The sequence below is a fragment of the Bacillus sp. FJAT-14266 genome, from assembly GCF_001719225.1.
GTDB lineage: Bacteria > Bacillota > Bacilli > Bacillales > Bacillaceae > Bacillus > Bacillus subtilis.
Map to the genome: position 1 here is coordinate 436730 of NZ_CP017072.1, position 19631 is coordinate 456360.

19 protein-coding genes and 1 other annotated feature are annotated in these 19631 nt (G+C 45.4%); of the genes, 8 read left to right on the forward strand and 11 right to left on the reverse strand.

Features of this window, described 5'->3' with window-relative positions:
- The first annotated feature begins 111 nt into the window (after positions 1-111).
- The 3 genes from BGM23_RS02345 (at position 112) to BGM23_RS02355 (ending at position 2602) form a co-directional block, all read left to right on the forward strand.
- Entirely contained in the window at positions 112-1305 is a 1194-nt protein-coding gene (locus tag BGM23_RS02345; protein ID WP_017697251.1) for an MFS transporter, read from the forward strand.
- Positions 1306-1311: 6 nt separating this feature from the next.
- The gene (locus BGM23_RS02350; protein WP_019712843.1) at positions 1312-1695 is read left to right on the forward strand and encodes a carboxymuconolactone decarboxylase family protein; all 384 of its coding nucleotides are present in this window, start codon (positions 1312-1314) and stop codon (positions 1693-1695) included.
- 67 nt (positions 1696-1762) lie between these two features.
- Positions 1763-2602, forward strand: coding sequence for a helix-turn-helix transcriptional regulator (locus tag BGM23_RS02355; RefSeq protein WP_046664010.1), 840 nt, complete (start codon positions 1763-1765; stop codon positions 2600-2602).
- 48 nt (positions 2603-2650) lie between these two features.
- Here the strand turns inward: BGM23_RS02355 and ywaD are convergent, their stop codons facing one another.
- The 3 genes from ywaD to ywaE form a co-directional block, all read right to left on the reverse strand.
- Positions 2651-4018, reverse strand: a complete 1368-nt coding sequence (gene ywaD, locus BGM23_RS02360) for an aminopeptidase YwaD (RefSeq protein WP_015250921.1) — start codon at positions 4016-4018, stop codon at positions 2651-2653.
- A 154-nt stretch (positions 4019-4172) separates the two neighbouring features.
- Positions 4173-5414, reverse strand: coding sequence for a tyrosine--tRNA ligase (gene tyrS / locus BGM23_RS02365; RefSeq protein ID WP_072692793.1), 1242 nt, complete (start codon positions 5412-5414; stop codon positions 4173-4175).
- 41 nt (positions 5415-5455) lie between these two features.
- Positions 5456-5670, reverse strand: a binding site (T-box leader).
- Entirely contained in the window at positions 5665-6180 is a 516-nt protein-coding gene (ywaE, locus tag BGM23_RS02370) for a tyrZ transcriptional regulator YwaE (RefSeq protein WP_019712840.1), read from the reverse strand. Its footprint overlaps the feature before it by 6 nt.
- A 150-nt stretch (positions 6181-6330) precedes the next feature.
- Between ywaE and BGM23_RS02375 the strand changes: the two genes are divergently transcribed.
- Both BGM23_RS02375 and BGM23_RS02380 read left to right on the forward strand, forming a co-directional pair.
- The gene (locus BGM23_RS02375) at positions 6331-7044 is read left to right on the forward strand and encodes a YwaF family protein (RefSeq protein ID WP_019712839.1); all 714 of its coding nucleotides are present in this window, start codon (positions 6331-6333) and stop codon (positions 7042-7044) included.
- Between the two features lie 109 nt (positions 7045-7153).
- The gene (locus tag BGM23_RS02380) at positions 7154-8014 is read left to right on the forward strand and encodes a glycosyltransferase family 8 protein (RefSeq protein WP_019712838.1); all 861 of its coding nucleotides are present in this window, start codon (positions 7154-7156) and stop codon (positions 8012-8014) included.
- Between the two features lie 52 nt (positions 8015-8066).
- On the opposite strand, the gene sacY is transcribed toward BGM23_RS02380, so the two are convergent.
- From sacY to epr, 3 genes are all read right to left on the reverse strand, one after another.
- A complete protein-coding gene (gene sacY / locus BGM23_RS02385) occupies positions 8067-8909 on the reverse strand; it encodes a transcription antiterminator SacY (RefSeq protein WP_003227349.1) in 843 nt (280 codons plus the stop codon).
- 53 nt (positions 8910-8962) lie between these two features.
- Positions 8963-10342 carry a SacY negative regulator SacX gene (sacX, locus tag BGM23_RS02390; RefSeq protein WP_024572918.1) on the reverse strand — a complete coding sequence of 460 codons (1380 nt, stop codon included), beginning with the start codon at positions 10340-10342 and terminating at the stop codon, positions 8963-8965.
- Positions 10343-10769: 427 nt separating this feature from the next.
- Entirely contained in the window at positions 10770-12707 is a 1938-nt protein-coding gene (gene epr, locus BGM23_RS02395; RefSeq protein WP_029726194.1) for a minor protease Epr, read from the reverse strand.
- A gap of 227 nt (positions 12708-12934) precedes the next feature.
- Between epr and celB the strand changes: the two genes are divergently transcribed.
- Positions 12935-14266 carry a PTS cellobiose transporter subunit IIC gene (gene celB / locus BGM23_RS02405; protein ID WP_029726195.1) on the forward strand — a complete coding sequence of 444 codons (1332 nt, stop codon included), beginning with the start codon at positions 12935-12937 and terminating at the stop codon, positions 14264-14266.
- A gap of 49 nt (positions 14267-14315) precedes the next feature.
- Here celB and glxA read toward each other — a convergent pair whose 3' ends face one another.
- The gene (gene glxA / locus BGM23_RS02410; protein ID WP_014665869.1) at positions 14316-14696 is read right to left on the reverse strand and encodes a glyoxalase GlxA; all 381 of its coding nucleotides are present in this window, start codon (positions 14694-14696) and stop codon (positions 14316-14318) included.
- Positions 14697-14816: 120 nt separating this feature from the next.
- Here glxA and BGM23_RS02415 point away from each other — a divergent pair, with 120 nt between their 5' ends.
- Entirely contained in the window at positions 14817-16004 is a 1188-nt protein-coding gene (locus BGM23_RS02415; protein ID WP_015714924.1) for a class I SAM-dependent rRNA methyltransferase, read from the forward strand.
- A gap of 34 nt (positions 16005-16038) precedes the next feature.
- Here the strand turns inward: BGM23_RS02415 and BGM23_RS02420 are convergent, their stop codons facing one another.
- From BGM23_RS02420 to BGM23_RS02435, 4 genes are all read right to left on the reverse strand, one after another.
- Positions 16039-16236 carry a YwbE family protein gene (locus BGM23_RS02420; RefSeq protein ID WP_003227367.1) on the reverse strand — a complete coding sequence of 66 codons (198 nt, stop codon included), beginning with the start codon at positions 16234-16236 and terminating at the stop codon, positions 16039-16041.
- Between the two features lie 33 nt (positions 16237-16269).
- On the reverse strand, positions 16270-17472 hold the full coding sequence (locus BGM23_RS02425) for an MFS transporter (protein ID WP_015714923.1): 1203 nt from the start codon (positions 17470-17472) through the stop codon (positions 16270-16272).
- 102 nt (positions 17473-17574) lie between these two features.
- Positions 17575-18252, reverse strand: a complete 678-nt coding sequence (locus tag BGM23_RS02430) for a CidB/LrgB family autolysis modulator (RefSeq protein ID WP_003227371.1) — start codon at positions 18250-18252, stop codon at positions 17575-17577.
- Positions 18234-18620 carry a CidA/LrgA family holin-like protein gene (locus BGM23_RS02435; protein ID WP_003227375.1) on the reverse strand — a complete coding sequence of 129 codons (387 nt, stop codon included), beginning with the start codon at positions 18618-18620 and terminating at the stop codon, positions 18234-18236. Before BGM23_RS02435 ends, BGM23_RS02430 begins: the two co-directional genes overlap by 19 nt.
- 105 nt (positions 18621-18725) lie before the next feature.
- Between BGM23_RS02435 and cidR the strand changes: the two genes are divergently transcribed.
- Positions 18726-19631, forward strand: a complete 906-nt coding sequence (gene cidR / locus BGM23_RS02440) for a cidABC operon transcriptional activator CidR (protein ID WP_003227377.1) — start codon at positions 18726-18728, stop codon at positions 19629-19631.

A 19631-nucleotide genomic window follows, 5' to 3' on the forward strand; every position in this document is an offset into this window, starting at 1 on the left:
ACAGGGTTTCGCTTTTTTTCTTTGCTTGCTAGTACTTTTTATACCAGTATAAACTCACTTCTGTTTCCAGGATTGAACCTGCTTTATCATGCATGAAGAAAGGGGGTAAACATGAACCATTCCATTTCATTATCGAGAGGTTTGATTTTTCTTATCGCGGTGACTAGCGGGTTTACGGTAGCTAATGTCTATATCAATCAAACATTGCTTGTCAGCATGGCAGGCACGTTTCATGTGACGCCGGCACAAGCTGGGATGATTGCTACATTGGCGCAGATTGGCTATGCGGCGGGGAACCTTCTGCTTGTTCCATTGGGAGATCTTTTTGAACGCCGCCGCTTAATTGTGAGCCTGCTATTCTTAGTGGGGGTTTGTTCGGCCGCTTCAGCGTTAGCTGTAAGCTTTCCATGGCTAGTCATCACAAATTTATTATTGGGATTCTTCACGATTATTCCTCAAATCCTTGTGCCGTTTGCGGCAGGTTTAGCAAATGACAGGAACAGAGGAAAAGTACTCGGAAACGTAGCCATCGGCTTGGTTTGCGGAATTTTAGGGGCGAGAGTGGTCAGCGGGGCGATAGATGCCCATTATGGCTGGCGCGTGATGTATTGGATTGCCTGTGCAGCAGCCGTCATCATTATGTTGATCATTCACTTCTGCTTTCCGAAAAGCAAAGGGACACATGCATTTCATTACGGAAAACTCATTTCTTCATTATTTCCGCTTTTGATCAAGGAGAAAGTGTTAAGAAAAGCATGTGTAAACCAAGGCTTCATGTTCGGCGCCTTCAGTTTATTTTGGACGACGTTAGTGTTTATGGTGAGTGAACCTCCATTCTCGTTTGGCAGCCAGACTGCCGGAACAATCGGTTTGGTGGGAATTGGCGGGGCTTTTGCAACTCCGCTGATCGGCCGGATTATTGATCAAAAAGGAGCTGCTTTTTCCAACAAGCTTTGTATGTCTTTTACCTTATTGTCATTTGTTTTATTAATGGCAGGCCAGACTTCATTGATTGTGATTGTATTGGGCGCTTTATTCATCACCATGGGCATTCAGGCGAATCAGGTGGCGTGTCAGGCGGAGATTTTCCAATTGTCGGCTGAAATGAGAAGCAGATTGAATGGCCTCTTTATGGTCAGCACGTTTTTAGGCGGCGCCTTGGGATCGTATGCAGGAGGTGCAGTCTGGATGCTGTTTCATTGGAACGGTGTTTGTATTCTGGGGATGATCATGGTCGGTATTGCCTTCAGTTCAAGGATTACCATAAATCGTACTACTAAAAAAACGATATTGGAAGGGAGATAGAAGCTGGTGCGAACAAGTGAACGTTATAAAAAAGGGTTAGATATTCTGAAACAAATTGATGAGGAGAACTATGAAGCGATCGTGGACAATTTTAAACATTCCATCGCTCCGGACCTTGGTGTGCTTGCCGTGGAGTTTAACTATGGTCAGATTTTTTCAAGACCAGGTCTTGATCTGAAATCCAGATTATTAGCAACCGTTGCTGGATTGACTGCATTGGGCAATACCCAGCAGCTAAAATTCTATATTAACGGAGCCCTGAATGTCGGATGGACACAAGAAGAACTCATAGAAGTCATGATGCAGATGATTATTTACTCAGGTTTCCCGAATGCACTCAATACCATTCTTCCTGTGGCCGCGGAAGTATTTGCAGAACGAAACAAATAATATAAAAACCTTCTCCTTTTTATGTAGAATACTAATAGGAAATTCTATGCAGAAGGAGAGTGTGTATGTGGACAGTATGGCAGAAAAACGGAAAGAGCTAGGGGAGTTTTTAAAACTTAAAAGGGCACAGCTTTCTCCGCAAGAGTTTGGATTGCCTATGGGCACCAGAAGGAAAACAACAGGCTTGAGAAGAGAGGAATTAGCCCAGCTGTCCGGTATAGGTGTCACATGGTACACATGGCTGGAGCAGGGAAGGGATATTCGGGTATCAACACAGGTACTGGAAAGCATATCGAGAGTGCTCAAATTGAATTATGAGGAAAAACGTCATGTCTTTCTGTTGGCTGGCCATCATGTTCCTTTAGATGATCAGGATGAAGATAATAAGAGCCTTCCTCTAGCTGTGCGGCACTTTATTGATCATTTAACCAATTGCCCTGTTTATGTGACTGACGAAAAGTGGGACGTTATTGCTTGGAACACAGCAGCTTGTGCTGTGTTCGGCAATTTTGGCCAAATGGGCAGTAAGGAAAGGAATGCCATATGGCGATGTTTCACCTCGAAGGAGTATCGGGATCTGCTTGACGACTGGGAAAGCCACGCCAAAAAACTTATCGCACAGTTTCGATCGACAGCCAGCCGGTTTCTTGGGGAAGCATGGATAAAAGAGCTGATCGATGAGTTAACTGAAAGAAGCCCGGAATTTAAAAAATGGTGGAACCACCACGAAGTATTAGGCACACACGCAGGAGAAAAAGTACTTCATCACCCGGCAGCCGGAACAATGGTGATGGAGCATATGACATTACAAATATATGACTCTCCTGATTTGAAACTGACCATTTATCGCACGTTAGAAAAAGAAAATACAGTTGATAAACTGAAAGCTTTACTTATAGACGGCTAAACAGCTGATCATTATAAAAAAAAGACGGCACCCAAGTGCCGTCTTTTTTTATTTGATATCTTCAAAAATGTCAGATGCTTTCGCCTTCATTTGTTTCTTAATGGTTTTCGGTTTCTTCTCTTTTTTCACAGCCTCATAGACAGCGGCTGTCACAAGATCGCCTGCTTGCTGGAGGCGTTCTTTGCTGATATGTTCGATCGAGTCTTCAGGGGTATGATACCACGGCTCAACTTCTTCTGTTTCCGGGTCTCCCCAAATAAAGTTGGCGGAATCAATGCCGGCTTCGTGGAATGGCACATGATCAGATGATCCTCCCTGTGTCAGAGACAGGCTGTCAAATCCAATTTTTTCAGCAGCCGTATGACTGGATTCCCAAACATAGTTAGATTGGCCATCCAATGTGTTGACATACAGCTCAGACGCTTTTTCCCAGCTTGTGCCTACCATGTCTAAGTTGAAGTTCACTTCACTTCGTTTCAGCTCTTTTTCCGATAGATGATCTACATAGTGAGAGGAGCCGAGCAGGCCGAGCTCTTCGGCGCCGAAAGCGATAAAGCGGATTTCTTTATCAGATGGAACGCTTTTTAAGACACGCGCCATCTCCAGCATAACAGAGGTTCCTGAGCCGTTGTCATTTGCCCCGGGTGAAAAAGGAACACTGTCGTAATGGGCCGTCACGTACACAATGTCTGGATGTTTGATGTTCTTTGGTTTTTTGATTCCGATGATATTCTGGGAGGTTTGGTTTGTGAATGCTTTTAGTTTTAAGGTGGCTTCTTTTTGCTGGGTAAGTGCTTCGCCGTCTTCTTTCTTAATGCCGACGACCGGAATGCCGACTTTATTTCCCGACAGGTTTGGCGTCATAGGCACGAGGCTTTCTTTGTTGTTATAAATGATGACAGCTTTTGCTCCGGCGGCTTCGGCATTTTTGGCTTTCTCGTAATAAGTCAGGTCTCCTCTGGAAATCAAGGCGATTTTGCCCTTGACGTCAGCGGTAAAGTCCTTTTGATAGCCCAATCCCGCATTGTAAAGCGGGGCCGTCAGCCCTTGTTCCTCAGTCGGAGCTGAGCCGGACGCCGCTTGGAGAAGAATATCGCGTCCTGCTGAAGACAGTGTTCCCTCAAGCCGGTCAGGAATGTTGAATCGTTGAACCTTCACATCAAGCTTTAATTTTCTCAAGGATGAGGCGATCAATAGGGCGCTCTTTTTTTCAGCTGCAGTTCCGGCTATTCTGGGGCCGATTGCTTCACTTAGCTGAGAAATGGTAGAGTACGCATGCTTTGCTTTGAATGGAAGCTCGCGCTCGCTATTTGATATTTGTAAAGCGTGCGCGGCAGGGGTGACACTCTGTGCCGGCAAGAGCAGTGTGCCGGCAGTTAAAACAGCCATCGTCATGACAGTCAAAAGCTTTTTCATCAAAAATAAACCTCCCCTAAAGTATGGTTGGGGAATATTTCGGGATGCTAAAGGAGTTTCCTGCAAGATGAAGAGCGTTTTTGAAAAGACAGTGCTTTATACCTGCAAAAAAACGCTTATGAATGAAGGGTCATAAGCGTTTCGGAATATCAAACTATTGGAGCTTTAAAAACTTGCGTTTGCCGACTTGGATGATCATATTCTCTCTTATCTCTGCTTTGGCGTGAATATCTGTTATTTTCTCTCCGTCGATGCGTACACCGCCGTTTTGAATCATGCGGCGCGCCTCGCTCTTTGAAGAGAGGAGCTTTAGCTTGACGAGCAGATCAATCATCGCTATCGTTTTTTCGCCTTTCCAGTTTACGGCCGGTATATCTTCCGGCAGGCTGTTTTCCTGAAAGACTGTTTTAAACGAGTGTTCGGCAGCTTCTGTTGCTTTCTCTCCGTGATACATTCGGACGATTGTTTTGGCTAAAAGCATTTTGGCATCACGCGGATGAACGGCGCCGGTTTCTAAGTCTTTTACGAGCTGTTTTTTCTCTTCAAGCTCTAAGTCTGTCGCCAAGTGGATGTATTTTTTCATCAGGCTGTCGGGCAGTGACATCGTTTTTCCGTACATGTCGTTTGGATGTTCGTTAATGCCAATGTAGTTGTGTTTCGACTTCGACATTTTCTCGACGCCATCCAAGCCTTCCAAGAGCGGCATAAGGATGACGACTTGTTTTTCTTTGTTGTATCGTTCTTGGAAATGCCGTCCCATGAGAACATTGAAATGCTGATCCGTTCCGCCTAATTCAATATCACTTTCGAGAACGACAGAATCATATCCCTGCATCAATGGGTAAAAGAATTCATGCAGTGAGATTGGTTTTTGCATGGCGATGCGTTCTTCAAAGTCGTCGCGCTCCATCAGGCGGGCTACCGTTATTTTCCCTGCTAATTCAATGACATCTTCCAGATTCAATGTTTTCAGCCATTTTGAGTTATAGTGAAGCTCGACTTTTTCTGGATCAAGCACTTTTCCGAATTGCTCAAAGTAGGTTTTGGCATTGTGCTGAACTTCTTCATCAGTCAGTTGCTTTCTGTCTGCCGATTTTCCGGTCGGATCACCAATTTTTCCTGTGAAATCCCCAATTAACAGCTGGACAATGTGGCCGTTTTCTTGAAATTGGCGAAGCTTATTTAACACAACCGTATGGCCCAAATGTACATCCGGTGCAGACGGATCTAATCCGAGCTTAATTTTAAGCGGCGTGCCCGTGGAAATTGATTTCACGAGCTTTGCCTTTAATTCCTCCGGCGGTATGACTTCGTGGGCGCCTGTCATGTATAGCTGAAGCTGTCTTTCTACCTCTTTTTGCTGTGACGCTGTGAGCTGCTCAAATGTTCTCATCATTTTTCCTCCTTTTTTACAAACACAAAAAAGAGCCCATCCCGATAAGGGACGTGGCTCAATGCACGCGGTACCACCCTGGTTGAAGACATCGTCTTCCGCTCATTCGAATAACGGTTTCCCGTTCTTTGCTACCTTTAAGGTTCACAAAGAAAGCTCGGGGAGGTAATTCACGTTTGCTGTGTGCCGGCTCGCACCTTCCGCCGGCTCTCTGAAACAGGGAGACAAACCGCTACTGGATTCCCGTCAAAGCTTATGTTGTATGAAGATTGTCAGCTACCTTTCTAAGCAGCCCTGTCAATATTTTCTGTTCGTCCTTCGTCATTCCCGCAATGAGCTCTGTTTCCCCTTTGTGAAACTCCGGGTAGAGTTCTTCGATCGCTTGTTTGCCGGAATCGGTGATAGAGACAAACACGAGTCGCCGATCTCTTGTGTCGATGCTTTTACGGCAAAAATTCTTTTTTTCGAGCGTTTTGATCACGTTGCTTGCTGTAGCTGTAGATATCCCTGACAGCTCAGCGATTTTTCTCGTTTCGAGCGCTCCCCATACCCATAGATCATAAAGAATGGAGAAAGCGGTCCAAGAAAGGTTATAGGAAGAAAGAACCTCAGTCTCCATTTTGACACGGAGCCTTTGTGCAGACCGATACAGATTCGTAGCGATCGAAATGGCTTCCAGGTTGAGTGACTCGACGGGCATTTGTTTGAGCTTAGAAAGTGTATCGTGTTCTTCCTTCCGAAGCTGCTGATGTTGATGTGAACGTTCCATTTTTTAGGCCTGCCTTAAATTATCAGAATCATTAGCTATGAAACGAATTGTAACAGAGTCTGATGTGAACTTCAAGCCCATATATCGGTTGAATAAAAAAAGCCCAAACAACGCCAAAATAAACAAAAACCCGCAAACGGGGGTGCAGTTTTGCAAAAATATGTTCAATCCGTCTATAAGCATGATCCGTTTCATCTGTTTTCGACAGAGCACGTAGTGACGTTAGCGATTATCGCCCTTTTGGCCATTCTGTTGTTTTTGTTCCAAGAGGGGGTCAAGCAGCCGAGGGCCAGCCGGTTTTTGCGTTCTCTGTTTGTGTTTCTTTTGCTTGGTTCGCAAATCGGCTATCAAATATGGATGGTCGCCACGGGCAGGTGGTCGGTGCGCACTTCATTGCCTCTCCAGCTTAGTGACCTGTCGGTGTATTTGTCAGCTATTATGTTAGTGACAAAAAGCAGAAAGCTGTTTGTGTTTTTGTTTTTTGCCGGCATCGGCAGTTCGATTCAGGCTCTTGCCACTCCTGACCTCGGAATGTTTTCATTTCCGCATATCCGATATATCCTCTTTTTTATTTCTCACGGGTCTGTGTTTTTATCCTGTCTGCTGATGGCTGTGATTGGCACCTACAGAATGGGCCAGCGCTCGTTATGGGTGACAGTCCTGCTTGTTAATGTGTACGGCGTCTGTATTTTCCTGATTGATCGCTGGCTTGGCGCGAATTATATGTATTTGACGAAAAAACCGGGCGGATCCTCTCTCTTAGATGTTCTCGGGCCATGGCCGTGGTATATCGTCTCGGCTGAAGGCATCACAATCGCAAGCTTTTTCATTCTTTATTGGCTTTATCGCATCTTCAAAAAATGACACCTTTTTTGTTGTATCACACATTCTGTTTAAAAAAATGTCGGAGAACGTGTTTATTTTTTTGAAAAAGGGTATGTAACTTGTACAACAAAAAGGGAGATGAATACCATTGAGGAAAGATGAAATCATGCATATCGTATCATGCGCAGATGATAATTATGCTCGTCATTTAGGTGGGATGTTCGTTTCTTTATTGACTAACATGGATCAGGAGAGAGAGGTAAAATTATACGTCATTGATGGCGGAATTAAGCCTGATAACAAAAAAAGACTGGAAGAAACCACTTTGAAATTCGGAGTGCCGATTGAGTTTTTAGAAGTGGATACCAAAATGTATGAACATGCGGTAGAGAGCAGCCATATTACAAAAGCCGCGTATTACCGCATTTCGATTCCCGACATAATTAAGGATGAAAGCATCAAACGAATGATTTACATCGATTGTGATGCGCTTGTCCTAGAGGATATTTCTAAGCTATGGGACTTAGACATTGCGCCATACACCGTAGCCGCTGTTGAGGATGCGGGGCAGCATGAACGCCTGAAAGAAATGAACGTCACTGATACAGGGAAGTATTTTAACTCAGGTATCATGATTATTGATTTTGAGTCTTGGAGAAAGCAAAACATCACAGAAAAAGTCATCAACTTTATCAATGAACACCCAGACGAAGACTTTCTTGTGCTGCATGACCAAGATGCACTGAATGCGATCTTGTATGATCAGTGGTATGAACTTCATCCGCGCTGGAACGCTCAAACCTATATCATGTTAAAGCTGAAAACCCCATCTACTCTGTTAGGGCGGAAGCAATATAATGAAACAAGAGAAAACCCGGCAATCGTGCACTTCTGCGGCGGAGAAAAGCCTTGGAACTCCAATACAAAACATCCGTATCGCGATGAGTATTTCCATTACATGTCCTATACGAAGTGGAATACGATTGGGAATCCGGCGATCAACCAATAATACAGATATAAAAAAACGCTTTTGAGATGATCAAAAGCGTTTTTTGTTTGTCTCAGCGTGCGACTGACCGTTGGTAGAACCGCTGAATATGCATGGCGATGTAGCACAATTCTTTTTCAGGAAATTCAAAGCCGTATTCCTTCTTCACAAAGGTGCCGATGCTTAGGGCACACAGGAAGGCATCCTTAAACTTCTCTTTAATGATGTCGATCATTTCTGCGTCCAGCTCGTAAATGGATTCGCCTGCTTTGATATGCTGAATGGCAAAGCGGAGATGGGTCACAAGCCGTTCATAAGAGATGGTATCTTCAACGATATTAATAGACAGTTGAATTTCGATAATCTCGATAATATCACGGATCATTGTTGTAATATCAAGCGTTTGTGTCATATCGCCGGCATTGTTTCTTGCTGTGTGGATATGCATGGCGATATTGCCGATTTCATCATCAGGAATGTGAATCCCCAGTTTATCTTTAATCAGTGTTCTGGCCCATAAGCCGATCTGGAACTCCTTTGGATAAAGGACTTTGATTTCATTCAGCAGCGGATTTTTGATAACCATCCCATTGCTCAGGCGTTCAATCGCAAAAGAAAGATGGTCTGAAAAAGCGACATGAATGCGCTCGTTGATTTTGATGTTCAGCTCTTTTTCGGCATGAGAGATAATTTGCTCAGAAATCTGAATGTGGTCTTCAGGCAATGTTTCTAAAATCTCTTCGAACTGCTTATAGTCAGGTGTATCTTTTCTGATAAAGGTTTTTTCTATTTTTGACGGATCGACAATATCATTCTTCTTTTTGTTAAACGCAATTCCTGCACCCAAGAGAATCTTCTCTTCATTTTGATCCTTTACGACGATAGCATTATGATTTAAGATTCTTTTAATTTTCATAGCTTTTTTGTCCTTTCATCCCCCGTTTTATGAATGAAAACGAATAAATCCAGTTATTCTGTCTCTTCTTTAAACCCGAGAAACAATGTAGCTATAAAAGCAGAGACGGCTGCGATCAAAAAACCGATCATATAATGAACAAAATTCGCGGCGCCAAACGGCAGCACAATTGAAATCATCGGAATGCCTGTCAGCCCGTAGGAATTTGCCACAACTTGTACCGCAACCACGTATGCTCCGCCAATAGCACCGCCGATGGCTGCTCCGATAAAGGGACGGATCAATTTGAGATTTACCCCGAATACAATCGGCTCAACAATGCCTAAAAACGCGGTCAGAGAAGCGGGGAGCGCAATTTTCTTCAGGCTTGATTGTTTCGTTTTGAGGAATACCGCAAGCCCCGCTCCGCCTTGGGCCACATTCGCCATCGACCATATCGGCACTAAAAAGTTGACACCGACATGCGGATTAGCAAGCAGCGTTGCCTCAATTGCATAAAAGCTATGATGCAATCCAGATAGGACGATGGTGGAGTAGATGCCGCCGAAAAGGGCTCCGGCGGCAATGCCGGCGTGATCATAGATATAGACGATCGATTGTGTCATGATCTGGCCGATGATGGACGCGGCGGGATTCATCACAATCAGCGCGAGGCACCCTGTCACCATGACCGTAATAAAGGGAATAATCACGACATCAAGTGACTTCGGCACAATCGATTTTAATAGCTTCTCAATTTTGCTCATGACAAAAACGGAGAGAAGAATCGGTATCATGGAACCCTGATACCCCATCATCGGGATATGAAGCCCCCATATGTCTAAAGAAGACGGGGTTTTGCTGCCGAGCATAGACGGGTCCAGCAGATCAGGATGCGTCAAAAGCCCCGCGATCACTGCCCCTAGGTATGGGTTGCTGCCAAATTGCCGTGCGGCACTGAAGCCGACTAAAATCGGCAGTAAAATAAAGGCTGTGCTGGACACGAGGTCGAGCATTTTAATCCATGGGCTGCCGGCAGCGAACCAGTGAAACACCTTAATCATGCCGATCAGCCCCATGAGCAGGCCGCTTGCTGTTATTGCCGGAATAATCGGCACAAAAATATCGGACAGTGTTTTCGCAAAAGCTGCGGCAGGGTTCAGCTTCCGGCTGGCTTTTTTCTGGTGGACAGGTTCTTCAGAAGGCGCGTTCTCCCATACATGAACGACTTCTTTATATATTTTGTTGACGACGCCTGCTCCGAAGATAATCTGGAAAAGCCCATAACGGAAAAAGGTGCCCTGCACACCTTGCAGGTTCTCAATGGCATGTATATCAATTTTCGTCTCGTCCTTTACATCAAAACGAAGACGGGTCGTACAATGGCTGATGCTGATAATATTGTTTTTTCCTCCTGCGAGCAGCAGTAATTCTTTTGCAATCTCTTTATGCAAGCAATCAAAACCTCCTTTGCTGAAGAAAAGTCGGCTTGTTCATCGTATCAAATGAAAAGTTGACAATCAAAATGAAAAAAGTGAGAAATACCGGCTGAAAATGACAAAAATGCCCGCGTCGACGACGGAGCATTAGAATAGGGGTTGTCCAAGGCGCCGTTATGAGCCCAACACGAAAAGAAGAGTTAAAATGCCCTGCTTTTTAGGCACTAATACTCCCTTTGCATCATTGGGTCTTGCCTGCCTGCCCAGTCACAATCCCGCCATATGTGGTGATAACTGTAATAACGTTCATTTTATGCTGTTCATGGCTGTATAGCAATAGTATGAAAAGCCTGTGAGGCGGATGGGAAAAAGGTTGTGTACGATGTTCTTAGAATGTAAAAAACCTTTAAGACCTGGAATGCAAGTCTTAAAGGTTTTTTGGTTACTTTTTCGGTTTGACGGCGTTCAGCCGTTTTTGCAGCTTTGTTTTTTCGTTGGATGCTTTTAATTGATTCACTGCAGACTGAGCGGATGTCTTTGATTTCTTTGTTTTGTCTTTTTCCGCTTTCTTCACTTTTGCCTTGGCAGTTTCGACTTTTTTTGCTTCAGCCGCCGCCACCTTTTTCTTCACTTTGTCTAACCGTTTTTGCAATGCCGTTTTGTCCTTGCCTGCTTGAAGCTGATTGACGGCTGATTGTGCTTTTGCCGTATTTGCATCAGTTGATTTCTTTTCGGCCGCAGATACGGATTGCTGCGCCGTCTTCAAATTGGTGCTCTTCACTTTGTTAAGGCGTTTCTGCAGGGACGTTTTTTCTGAACTTGCCGGCAGCTTGCCAATTGCTGATTGTGCGCTGTCCACATCTGTTTTCTTTTTGCTTTTCTCCGCTTTCGCAACTTTGTCTTTCGCTTGCTTTGACGCGATGTAGCGTTTTACTTGGTCCAAGCGTTTTTGAAGGTTCTTTTTGTCTGTTCCGTTTGGCAGCTTGTTGATGGCAGTTTGTGCTGTATCAACGGTTTGCTGTGTTTTATATTTTTCTGCCTTTGCGACTTTGTCTTTCGCATCTTTTACATTTCTGTATGACTGTACTTTATCCAGTCTTTTTTGCAGGACAGTTTTGGCGTCGGAGCCCGGCAGCTGGCTGACGAGTTCTCGCGCTTTGTTGATATCGGTTTGTGCTTTTGTTTGTTCCGCTTTTTTCACAGCTTGCTCTGCTGCCGCGTACGCTAAATTTGTTGCCTGTGCTTTATACTGGATTAAGCCGTAGCCAAATTGCTGATCGCGGCCTGCGGTACCAAGATCAACGATGTTTTTCCGCATTTCCTCGCGAAGCTGGACGTTTGTCTCGGCAGGATCACGCTGTTTTAACAAGGCAAACATGGCAGCGGCGTGCGGTGTCGCTTGGGATGTTCCGCTTCCCGTTGCATAATACTGGTTTAAGTAAGTGCTTGTGATGTTTGTCCCCGGTGCTGAAAATTCAACTTCATCTCCAGTTGTTGAGAAGGAGGCAAGCTGATTCTTTTCGTTTGTTGCTGAAACCGCAACGACACTGCTGTATGCCGCCGGATAATTCACTGGCTTGCCGTTTCCGTCGTTACCGCTTGCGGCAACAAGCAGAACACCTTGTTCATATGCTTTGTTCACGGCGTCATGAAGGATTTTGCTGTCTGACGTCGTGCCAAGGCTCATATTGACGATGTCCATCCCGTTTGCGATCGACCAGTCAATTCCTTGGAGAAGACTTTGAAGATCCCCCGAGCCGTTCTGATCAAGCGCTTTAACCGCGTATATTTGTGCTTCCGGTGCGATGCCGTCAATTCCGTAGCCGTTATGCTTGGCTCCGATAATTCCTGCGACATGTGTTCCGTGGCCGTTATCATCTTTGTAAGAAGAGGTATAACTGACAGCTGAATACCCGCCGGCAATCGACAGGTCATCGTGGGGGGAGATCCCGCTGTCAATGACGGCAATTTTGATATTTTTTCCTGTCAGTCCTGCCTTCCAAGCCTGTTTCACCTGAATGGGCTCAAGGTTCCATTGCTCAAAGTTGTCAGAGGTGTCAGTGCCGTCTGACAGCACTTTGAAATCCGTGCTGTCTGCTGCGGTAAATGATACGTTGTTTTCTACATACAAAATATCAGGATCCTGCTTTAATTCTTTTACTGTCTCCTGGTCTGCTGTGACCGCTACTGCGGGAAGATGTTTATACTGCTGTTCAACATCAGCATCACTATCCAGGATGGTTTCCTTTCCGGCCTTGTTTTTATAAACCACAATAACCTCTTTCTCGCTGCTGTTTTGCGCATGAGCGAGAGGGCCTACGGCGAGAAAACTGAAAAACAGAGTGACTGATACAACAAGTTTGCAAGACATGTTTTTCATGATTCATCTCCTTTTTCTATGATGTTTGATATATATATCGGAGAAAAAAAGAGAGATTGATAGTAAGAAGGAAAAAATTTTTCATGGGCAGGGTTGTTTAGCAAAATGCAGATTTTTTCCGCATGAAGAGGAAATTTTCCAAATGAATTTGTAAGCGTTTTCAAAATAAGATAAAGAAAACATTGCGGAGGTTGTTCACAAAGCAATGAGAAAAGGGGGTTTTTAAGATGAGCACATTCACTCGGGTGATGGAGGAAAAAATAATGCCTGTCGCCGGGAAAATTGCCGGGCAGCGGCATCTCAGCGCTTTGCGTGACGGAATTATCCTGACCATGCCGCTGATTATTATCGGGTCTGTCTTCTTGATTTTAACGAGCCTGCCGATTCCGGGGTATGCTGATTTCATGGCGAGTGTGTTTGGGAACGAGTGGGCCGATAAGCTCGGATATCCTGTTAACGCTTCGTTTGATATTATGGCGATGATTGCCGCTTTTGGGATCGCCTATCGGCTGGCAGAAAGCTATGGTGTCGATGCCCTTTCTGCCGGAGCGATTTCAATTGCCGCATTTCTGCTGGCAACGCCGTTTGAGGTGCCGTTTACACCGCATGGCTCAACGGAGTCCATCATGGTAGGGGGCGGAATCCCGATCACGCTGCTCGGCAGCAAGGGCTTATTTGTCGCCATGCTGATCGCCTTGTTTTCAACCGAAATCTATCGGTACATTATTCAAAAAAATATCGTCTTCAAAATGCCAGACGGTGTGCCGCCTGCGGTAAGCAAATCGTTTGTCGCGCTGATTCCCGGCTTTATCATTGTGTTTCTCGTGTGGCTGGCGCGTCTTCTGATTGAAATGACACCTTTTCAGAGTCTGCACAATGTCGTAGGAGACCTGCTTGGCACACCGCTTTCCATCCTTGGCGGCAGTCTCGGCGGAAGCCTGATTGCTGAATTTGTACAGATGCTGCTTTGGTCGTGCGGGATTCACGGGGCTTCCATCATTGGCGGAATCATGTCGCCGATTTGGTACGGCGCGATGGATGCCAACCGTCTTGCCTTCCAAGCGGGCGAGGCGCTGCCGAGTATTTTTACGACTCAGTTTTTTCAAATTTGGATCAATGTCGGCGGAAGCGGGGCGACGCTGGCGCTTGTCCTGACGATGCTTGTGCGCTCCCGGAGCAAACAAATGAAGCAGCTTGGACGATTAGGAATCGGCCCTGCGCTATTTAATATCAACGAGCCGATCATTTTCGGCATGCCGATTGTCATGAATCCGCTCCTTATTGTCCCATTTATCATCGCACCGCTCCTCACGATTACGGCGACTTATATCGGCATGAGCACCGAGCTGGTGGCAAGACCGGCCGGAATCGCGGTGCCATGGACGATGCCGCCGCTCATATCAGGTTACCTGGCGACAGGCGGAAAGGTGTCGGGTGCCGTTATGCAGCTGGTGAACCTGCTGATCACCTGTGCCATCTACTATCCGTTTTTCAGAATATGGGATCATCAAAAATGGCGGGAAGAGAGTGCGGTTGAATCTGGGGATAAAAATGTGTAGTGATGTAAGTGTTTAAATAATAAAAAAGCAGCGTTATGCTGCTTTTTTATTACCGCTGAAAGAACTCAATCCACTCACCATCAGGACCTTCGATATAAAAGTAACGGTACCCGTTTGGTAGAGTTGTAATCTCTTCGTCGATAAATTTCGCGTTCATTCTTTCCGCTTTTGTATATTCAGCCGCAATGTCATCCGTCAGCAGGGCAATGTGGTGCACTTTTCCTTCGGAGGGAAGCTCACTGCTGTAGCCTTGAATCAGTTCGATTTCAGTTTCCGGGCCGTCTTCAAAGCCAAGAAAAGCAAGCTCGATTACACCGTTTGTGTGAGTGATGCGATCCTTCAATTTCATGCCTAGTACCTCTTCATAAAATGTGATGGACGCGTTAATATCTCTTACCATGATGCCTGTATGGTCAATTCGTTTTGGCATGCTGCTCCTCCTCGTAACTCTTTTTGTCTATCGTAGAAAAACCTTTCCTTTCTGTCAATGCAGACATCTTGGCGTTTTGTGGTACCATAAGAGAAAGCAAACGGAAAGAGGACGACATATATGAAGCTACTCACCCTAAAAAAAGCACACGCTGCCAAAATCAAAAAAGGCTATCCCCTTATTGAAAAAGAAGCTCTCGCAGGGAGTGCGGGGCACATGAAAGAAGGAGACCTCGTTGACATCGTATCTGAGAGCGGCGAGTTTCTCGCGCGGGGCTATTATGGCCTGCAAAACAAAGGGGTCGGCTGGACGCTTACCCGCAATAAACATGAACAGGTTGACCAGGCATTTTTTCTCACCAAATTAACAAAAGCGGCCCAAGCGCGCGCCAAACTATTTGAGGCTCAAGATACAACAGCTTTCCGCCTGTTCAACGGTGAGGGCGACGGTGTCGGCGGCGTCACCATCGACTATTATGACGGCTACCTGCTGATTCAATGGTACAGCAAGGGGATTTACACCTTTAAAGACATGCTGATTTCCGCATTGGATGAGATGGATCTTGATTATAAAGCGATTTACGAGAAGAAACGCTTCGACACAGCTGGACAATACGTTGAAGATGATGACTTCGTGAAAGGGAGAAGGGGCGAGTTCCCGATCATCATCCAGGAGAATGGCATTCAATATGCGGTGGATCTGAATGAAGGCGCTATGACGGGCATCTTTTTGGATCAGAGAGAGGTGCGCAAGGCGATCAGAGACCGCTATGCAAAAGGGAAAACCGTTTTAAATACGTTTTCTTATACGGGTGCATTCTCCGTGGCAGCGGCGCTTGGCGGAGCGGAGAAAACAACAAGCGTCGACGTGGCAAACCGAAGTCTGGCCAAAACGATCGAGCAATTCAGCGTGAACAAGCTGGATTACGAAGCGCACGACATTAAAGTGATGGACGTGTTTAACTATTTTTCATATGCTGCAAAAAAGGATTTGCGCTTTGATCTGATTATTCTCGATCCGCCTTCCTTTGCGCGCACAAAAAAACGCACCTTCAGCGCGGCCAAGGATTATAAAAACCTGCTGAAGGAAACGATCGCCATCACTGCTGACAAGGGTGTCATTGTTGCCTCTACAAACAGCAGCGCCTTTGGCATGAAGAAATTCAAAGGCTTTATCGATGCCGCATTTAAAGAAACGAACGAACGCTACACCATCATTGAGGAATTTACGCTGCCGGAGGATTTCAAAACGATTTCGGCATTTCCGGAAGGCAACTACCTGAAAGTGGTCCTTCTGCAGAAAAAATAATGAAAAAGCTGCCCTGTTCAGGGGCAGCTTTTTTTTATGTAGAAATGATCTGCTGGACGCGGCCGATGCGGCCATCTTCAAGACGGACTTTAATGCCATGCGGATGAAAGTTTGATTTCGTCAAAATATCCTTCACTGTCCCTCTCGTCAGTTTTCCTGTTTTTTGATCTGCTTTCAATACAATATCAACCTGCAACCCTTTCGAAATGCTGTTTCGCTCTTGCCCGTTCATAACGCACATCCTTTCTTTTGTTCATTATAGTCATTATGATTTAAAAGTAACAGCCGGCTGATGAAGTGTATGTTTGTTTTTTTCAGCCTTCATTAAATATAATGTCAGGCCAAAGCCTGCTATGCTCAGAATGCCAAAAAGCAAGTAGACCGCGAAAATCGACACGTAGTCAAAAATGTACCCGCCTGCAAATGTGCAGAACCAGTTGCCGAACCCGTTGCCAATGGCGGCGTACATGGTCAGCGCCGTCGCTTCAACGTGTCTTGGGGTAATCTTTTTTACATATTGAAGCGCCGCCGGGATAAATAAACCGATGGCCACTCCCTGAAGAAAGACCGTCGCATAAATGATCCATAGTGAAGGCGCCGTGAAATAGAGCGCCCACCTGAATAATGAGACTCCGCCTGACAGCATAATGACGTTGAGCAGCCCCATTTTATCTATAAATGTTTGGGCGAATCTCATAAATGGAATTTCTGAAATGACACCGATGAAAAATAAAATGCCGATAGCGGAAAGTGACGCGCCGCTTTTGTCCAGAAAAAGACTGAAATACGTATTGTTCGCTAAGTTTGGAGCAAATGTCGTAAAGGTGATGATCATAAAGATGAGGAAAGTTTTGTTGCTGATAAGCTCCCGGAATCCTTTGCGGATATTGACCTTTGTTTTTGTTTTCTGCTGGCCGGGCATTTGTGAAGCCAATATGGCAGCAATGCATAGAAAGGCACAGCCAAAGATAAAGATCACGTGAATGGGGTACAGCTGGTTCGTCACCTGTCCCATGGCAAACACCGCGACACCGAAGCCGAGAGAACCAAACAGGCGGATTCCGCCGTAGTTGCCGTTTGTTTCTTGTGTGTACCTTAGTGAAATGCTGTCCGAAAGTGGAATAATCGTGCTTTGAAAGGCTGCAAAACAGGCCGCAATCAAAATAAACAGAGGAAAGCTGTCAAATGCAATATAGCCTAGTCCAATGATGCCTGTGATTGATGTGCAAACCGCCAGCAGGCCTTTCGTTTTTTGCGTATAGTCGCTCAGCATGCCCCAAAACGGCTGAAAGAAAATCATCACAATCGGGCCCAGTGACATGATCAAGCCAACCTGTGATCCGCTTAAATGCTGTTCCTTCGTTAAATACATACTGAGTAAGGGAATCATGCTGCCCGTACCGAGAAAAGCAAACAAATAAAATCCTTTTAACGCGGCATAATGCCGTCTCACCTGCAAGTTGTGCATCAGGGTGCCTCCTTTGGTATCCACAAATACATTATATTGGAATTCGTCAGCTTTTCAATAAGGGGAAGCACATAAAAAAACTGCCCTCGAGAGGACAGTTTTTTACATAAATGAAAGCAAAAATGGCGCCGCGCAAAGCGTCATAATCGCAGCTAAGATCATCGATACGCTTGAAATTGTGCCGGACACAGAGCTGAGCTCAAATGCCTTTGACGTTCCCGCTCCGTGCGCGCTTGTGCCAAGCAACACGCCCCGCGCAATTTCGTTATCAATGCGGAAATAACGGATGACCATCGGGCCGATCACTGTGCCGAGCAAAGCGGTTAAAATCACAAACACGGCTGTGACGGCAGGCATTCCGCCGATCATTTCAGATACGTTCATCGCGATCGGCGTTGTCACTGATCTCGGGACGAGGCTGTCAATTAAGCCGGTGCCGAGGTGAAGCCATTTCGCAATAAGAGCGGTAGAAATAATCGCGATGCATGAACCGACGGCCACATTCAAGATAATTTCCACTGCGTATTTCTTTAAAACAGGGAAATATTTATATAGCGGGATCGCGAATGCCACGGTGGCCGGCTGTAGCATATCGGTCAGCAATCCGCCGCCGAGATTATAGGACTCGTACGGGACATTCACCAGCAGCAGCAGACCGACTAACACAGCGGGCGTCACCAATAGCGGCGACGTATAAACACGCGGAAAGCGTTGATATACCTTTTTTGCTCCTAAATACACCAAAACCGTTAAAAACAAACTTACAATTCCGATGAACACGTATGCTTTTTCTCCTTTCTCTTTGCAATGAGTTGTGTAAGCGTTCCTGTAGACACCATCACGACAAACGTGCTGATGATGACAACAAGCAGAATGCTGACACCAAATTTCGACATAATGTCTCCGTATTCAATCACTCCGACGGCAGACGGGATAAAAAATAAAAGCAGCTCCCCGAGAAGCCACGCCGCGCCAAGCTCGATCCATTCAAGCTTGATAATGTTAAAGTGCAATAATGTGAAAAGAATCACAATCCCTATTATACTGCCGGGAATATTTATATGAAGAAGGGCTGTCACCCAATTAATCAGCCGAGCAAATATAAATAACAGAGCGATTTGAATAACGGTTAGCAACAGTTTTTTCATATTGATGCCTCCCTTATATACTTATTGTACATAAGGTCTCTCTATAGGTAAAATATATATTAAGAATAAGAAGTATTCCTTTTGTCTATAGAAAGGGTGAAGCGCATGGATATCCGCCATTTAACATATTTCTTGGAAGTCGCCCGTTTAAAAAGTTTTACGAAGGCTTCCCAATCCCTTTATGTTTCTCAGCCGACGATATCAAAAATGATCAAAAATTTAGAAGAAGAGCTCGGAATTGAACTGTTTTACCGAAACGGCAGGCAGGTGGAACTGACTGATGCCGGCCATAGCATGTATGTGCAGGCGCAGGAAATCATTAAATCATTTCAAAACCTGACGTCAGAATTAAATGATATTATGGAAGTCAAGAAAGGGCACGTACGGATTGGACTGCCGCCGATGATCGGATCGGGGTTTTTCCCCAGAGTGCTCGGCGATTTCCGTGAAAACTATCCGAATGTCACCTTTCAGCTAGTCGAAGACGGTTCTATAAAAGTCCAAGAAGGTGTCGGGGACGGCTCTCTTGATATCGGCGTTGTGGTCCTTCCCGCAAACGAAGATATCTTTCATTCGTTTACAATCGTAAAAGAAACCTTAATGCTTGTCGTTCACCCTTCCCACCGGCTGGCTGATGAGAAAGAATGTCAGCTGCGTGAGTTGAAGGACGAGCCTTTTATTTTCTTCAGAGAGGATTTTGTCCTGCACAACCGAATTATGACGGAATGTATCAAGGCTGGGTTCCGGCCCCATATCATTTATGAAACATCACAATGGGATTTTATCAGTGAGATGGTATCAGCCAACCTTGGGATCGGACTTTTGCCGGAACGAATCTGCCGCGGCCTTGACCCGGAAAAAGTGAAAGTCATTCCGCTTGTCGATCCGGTCATCCCTTGGCACCTCGCCATTATTTGGAGAAAGGACCGGTACTTGTCGTTTGCGGCCAGAGCTTGGCTCGAACATACGAAATCGTATTTATGGGACCCGAAAAAAGATAGTAAAGGATGA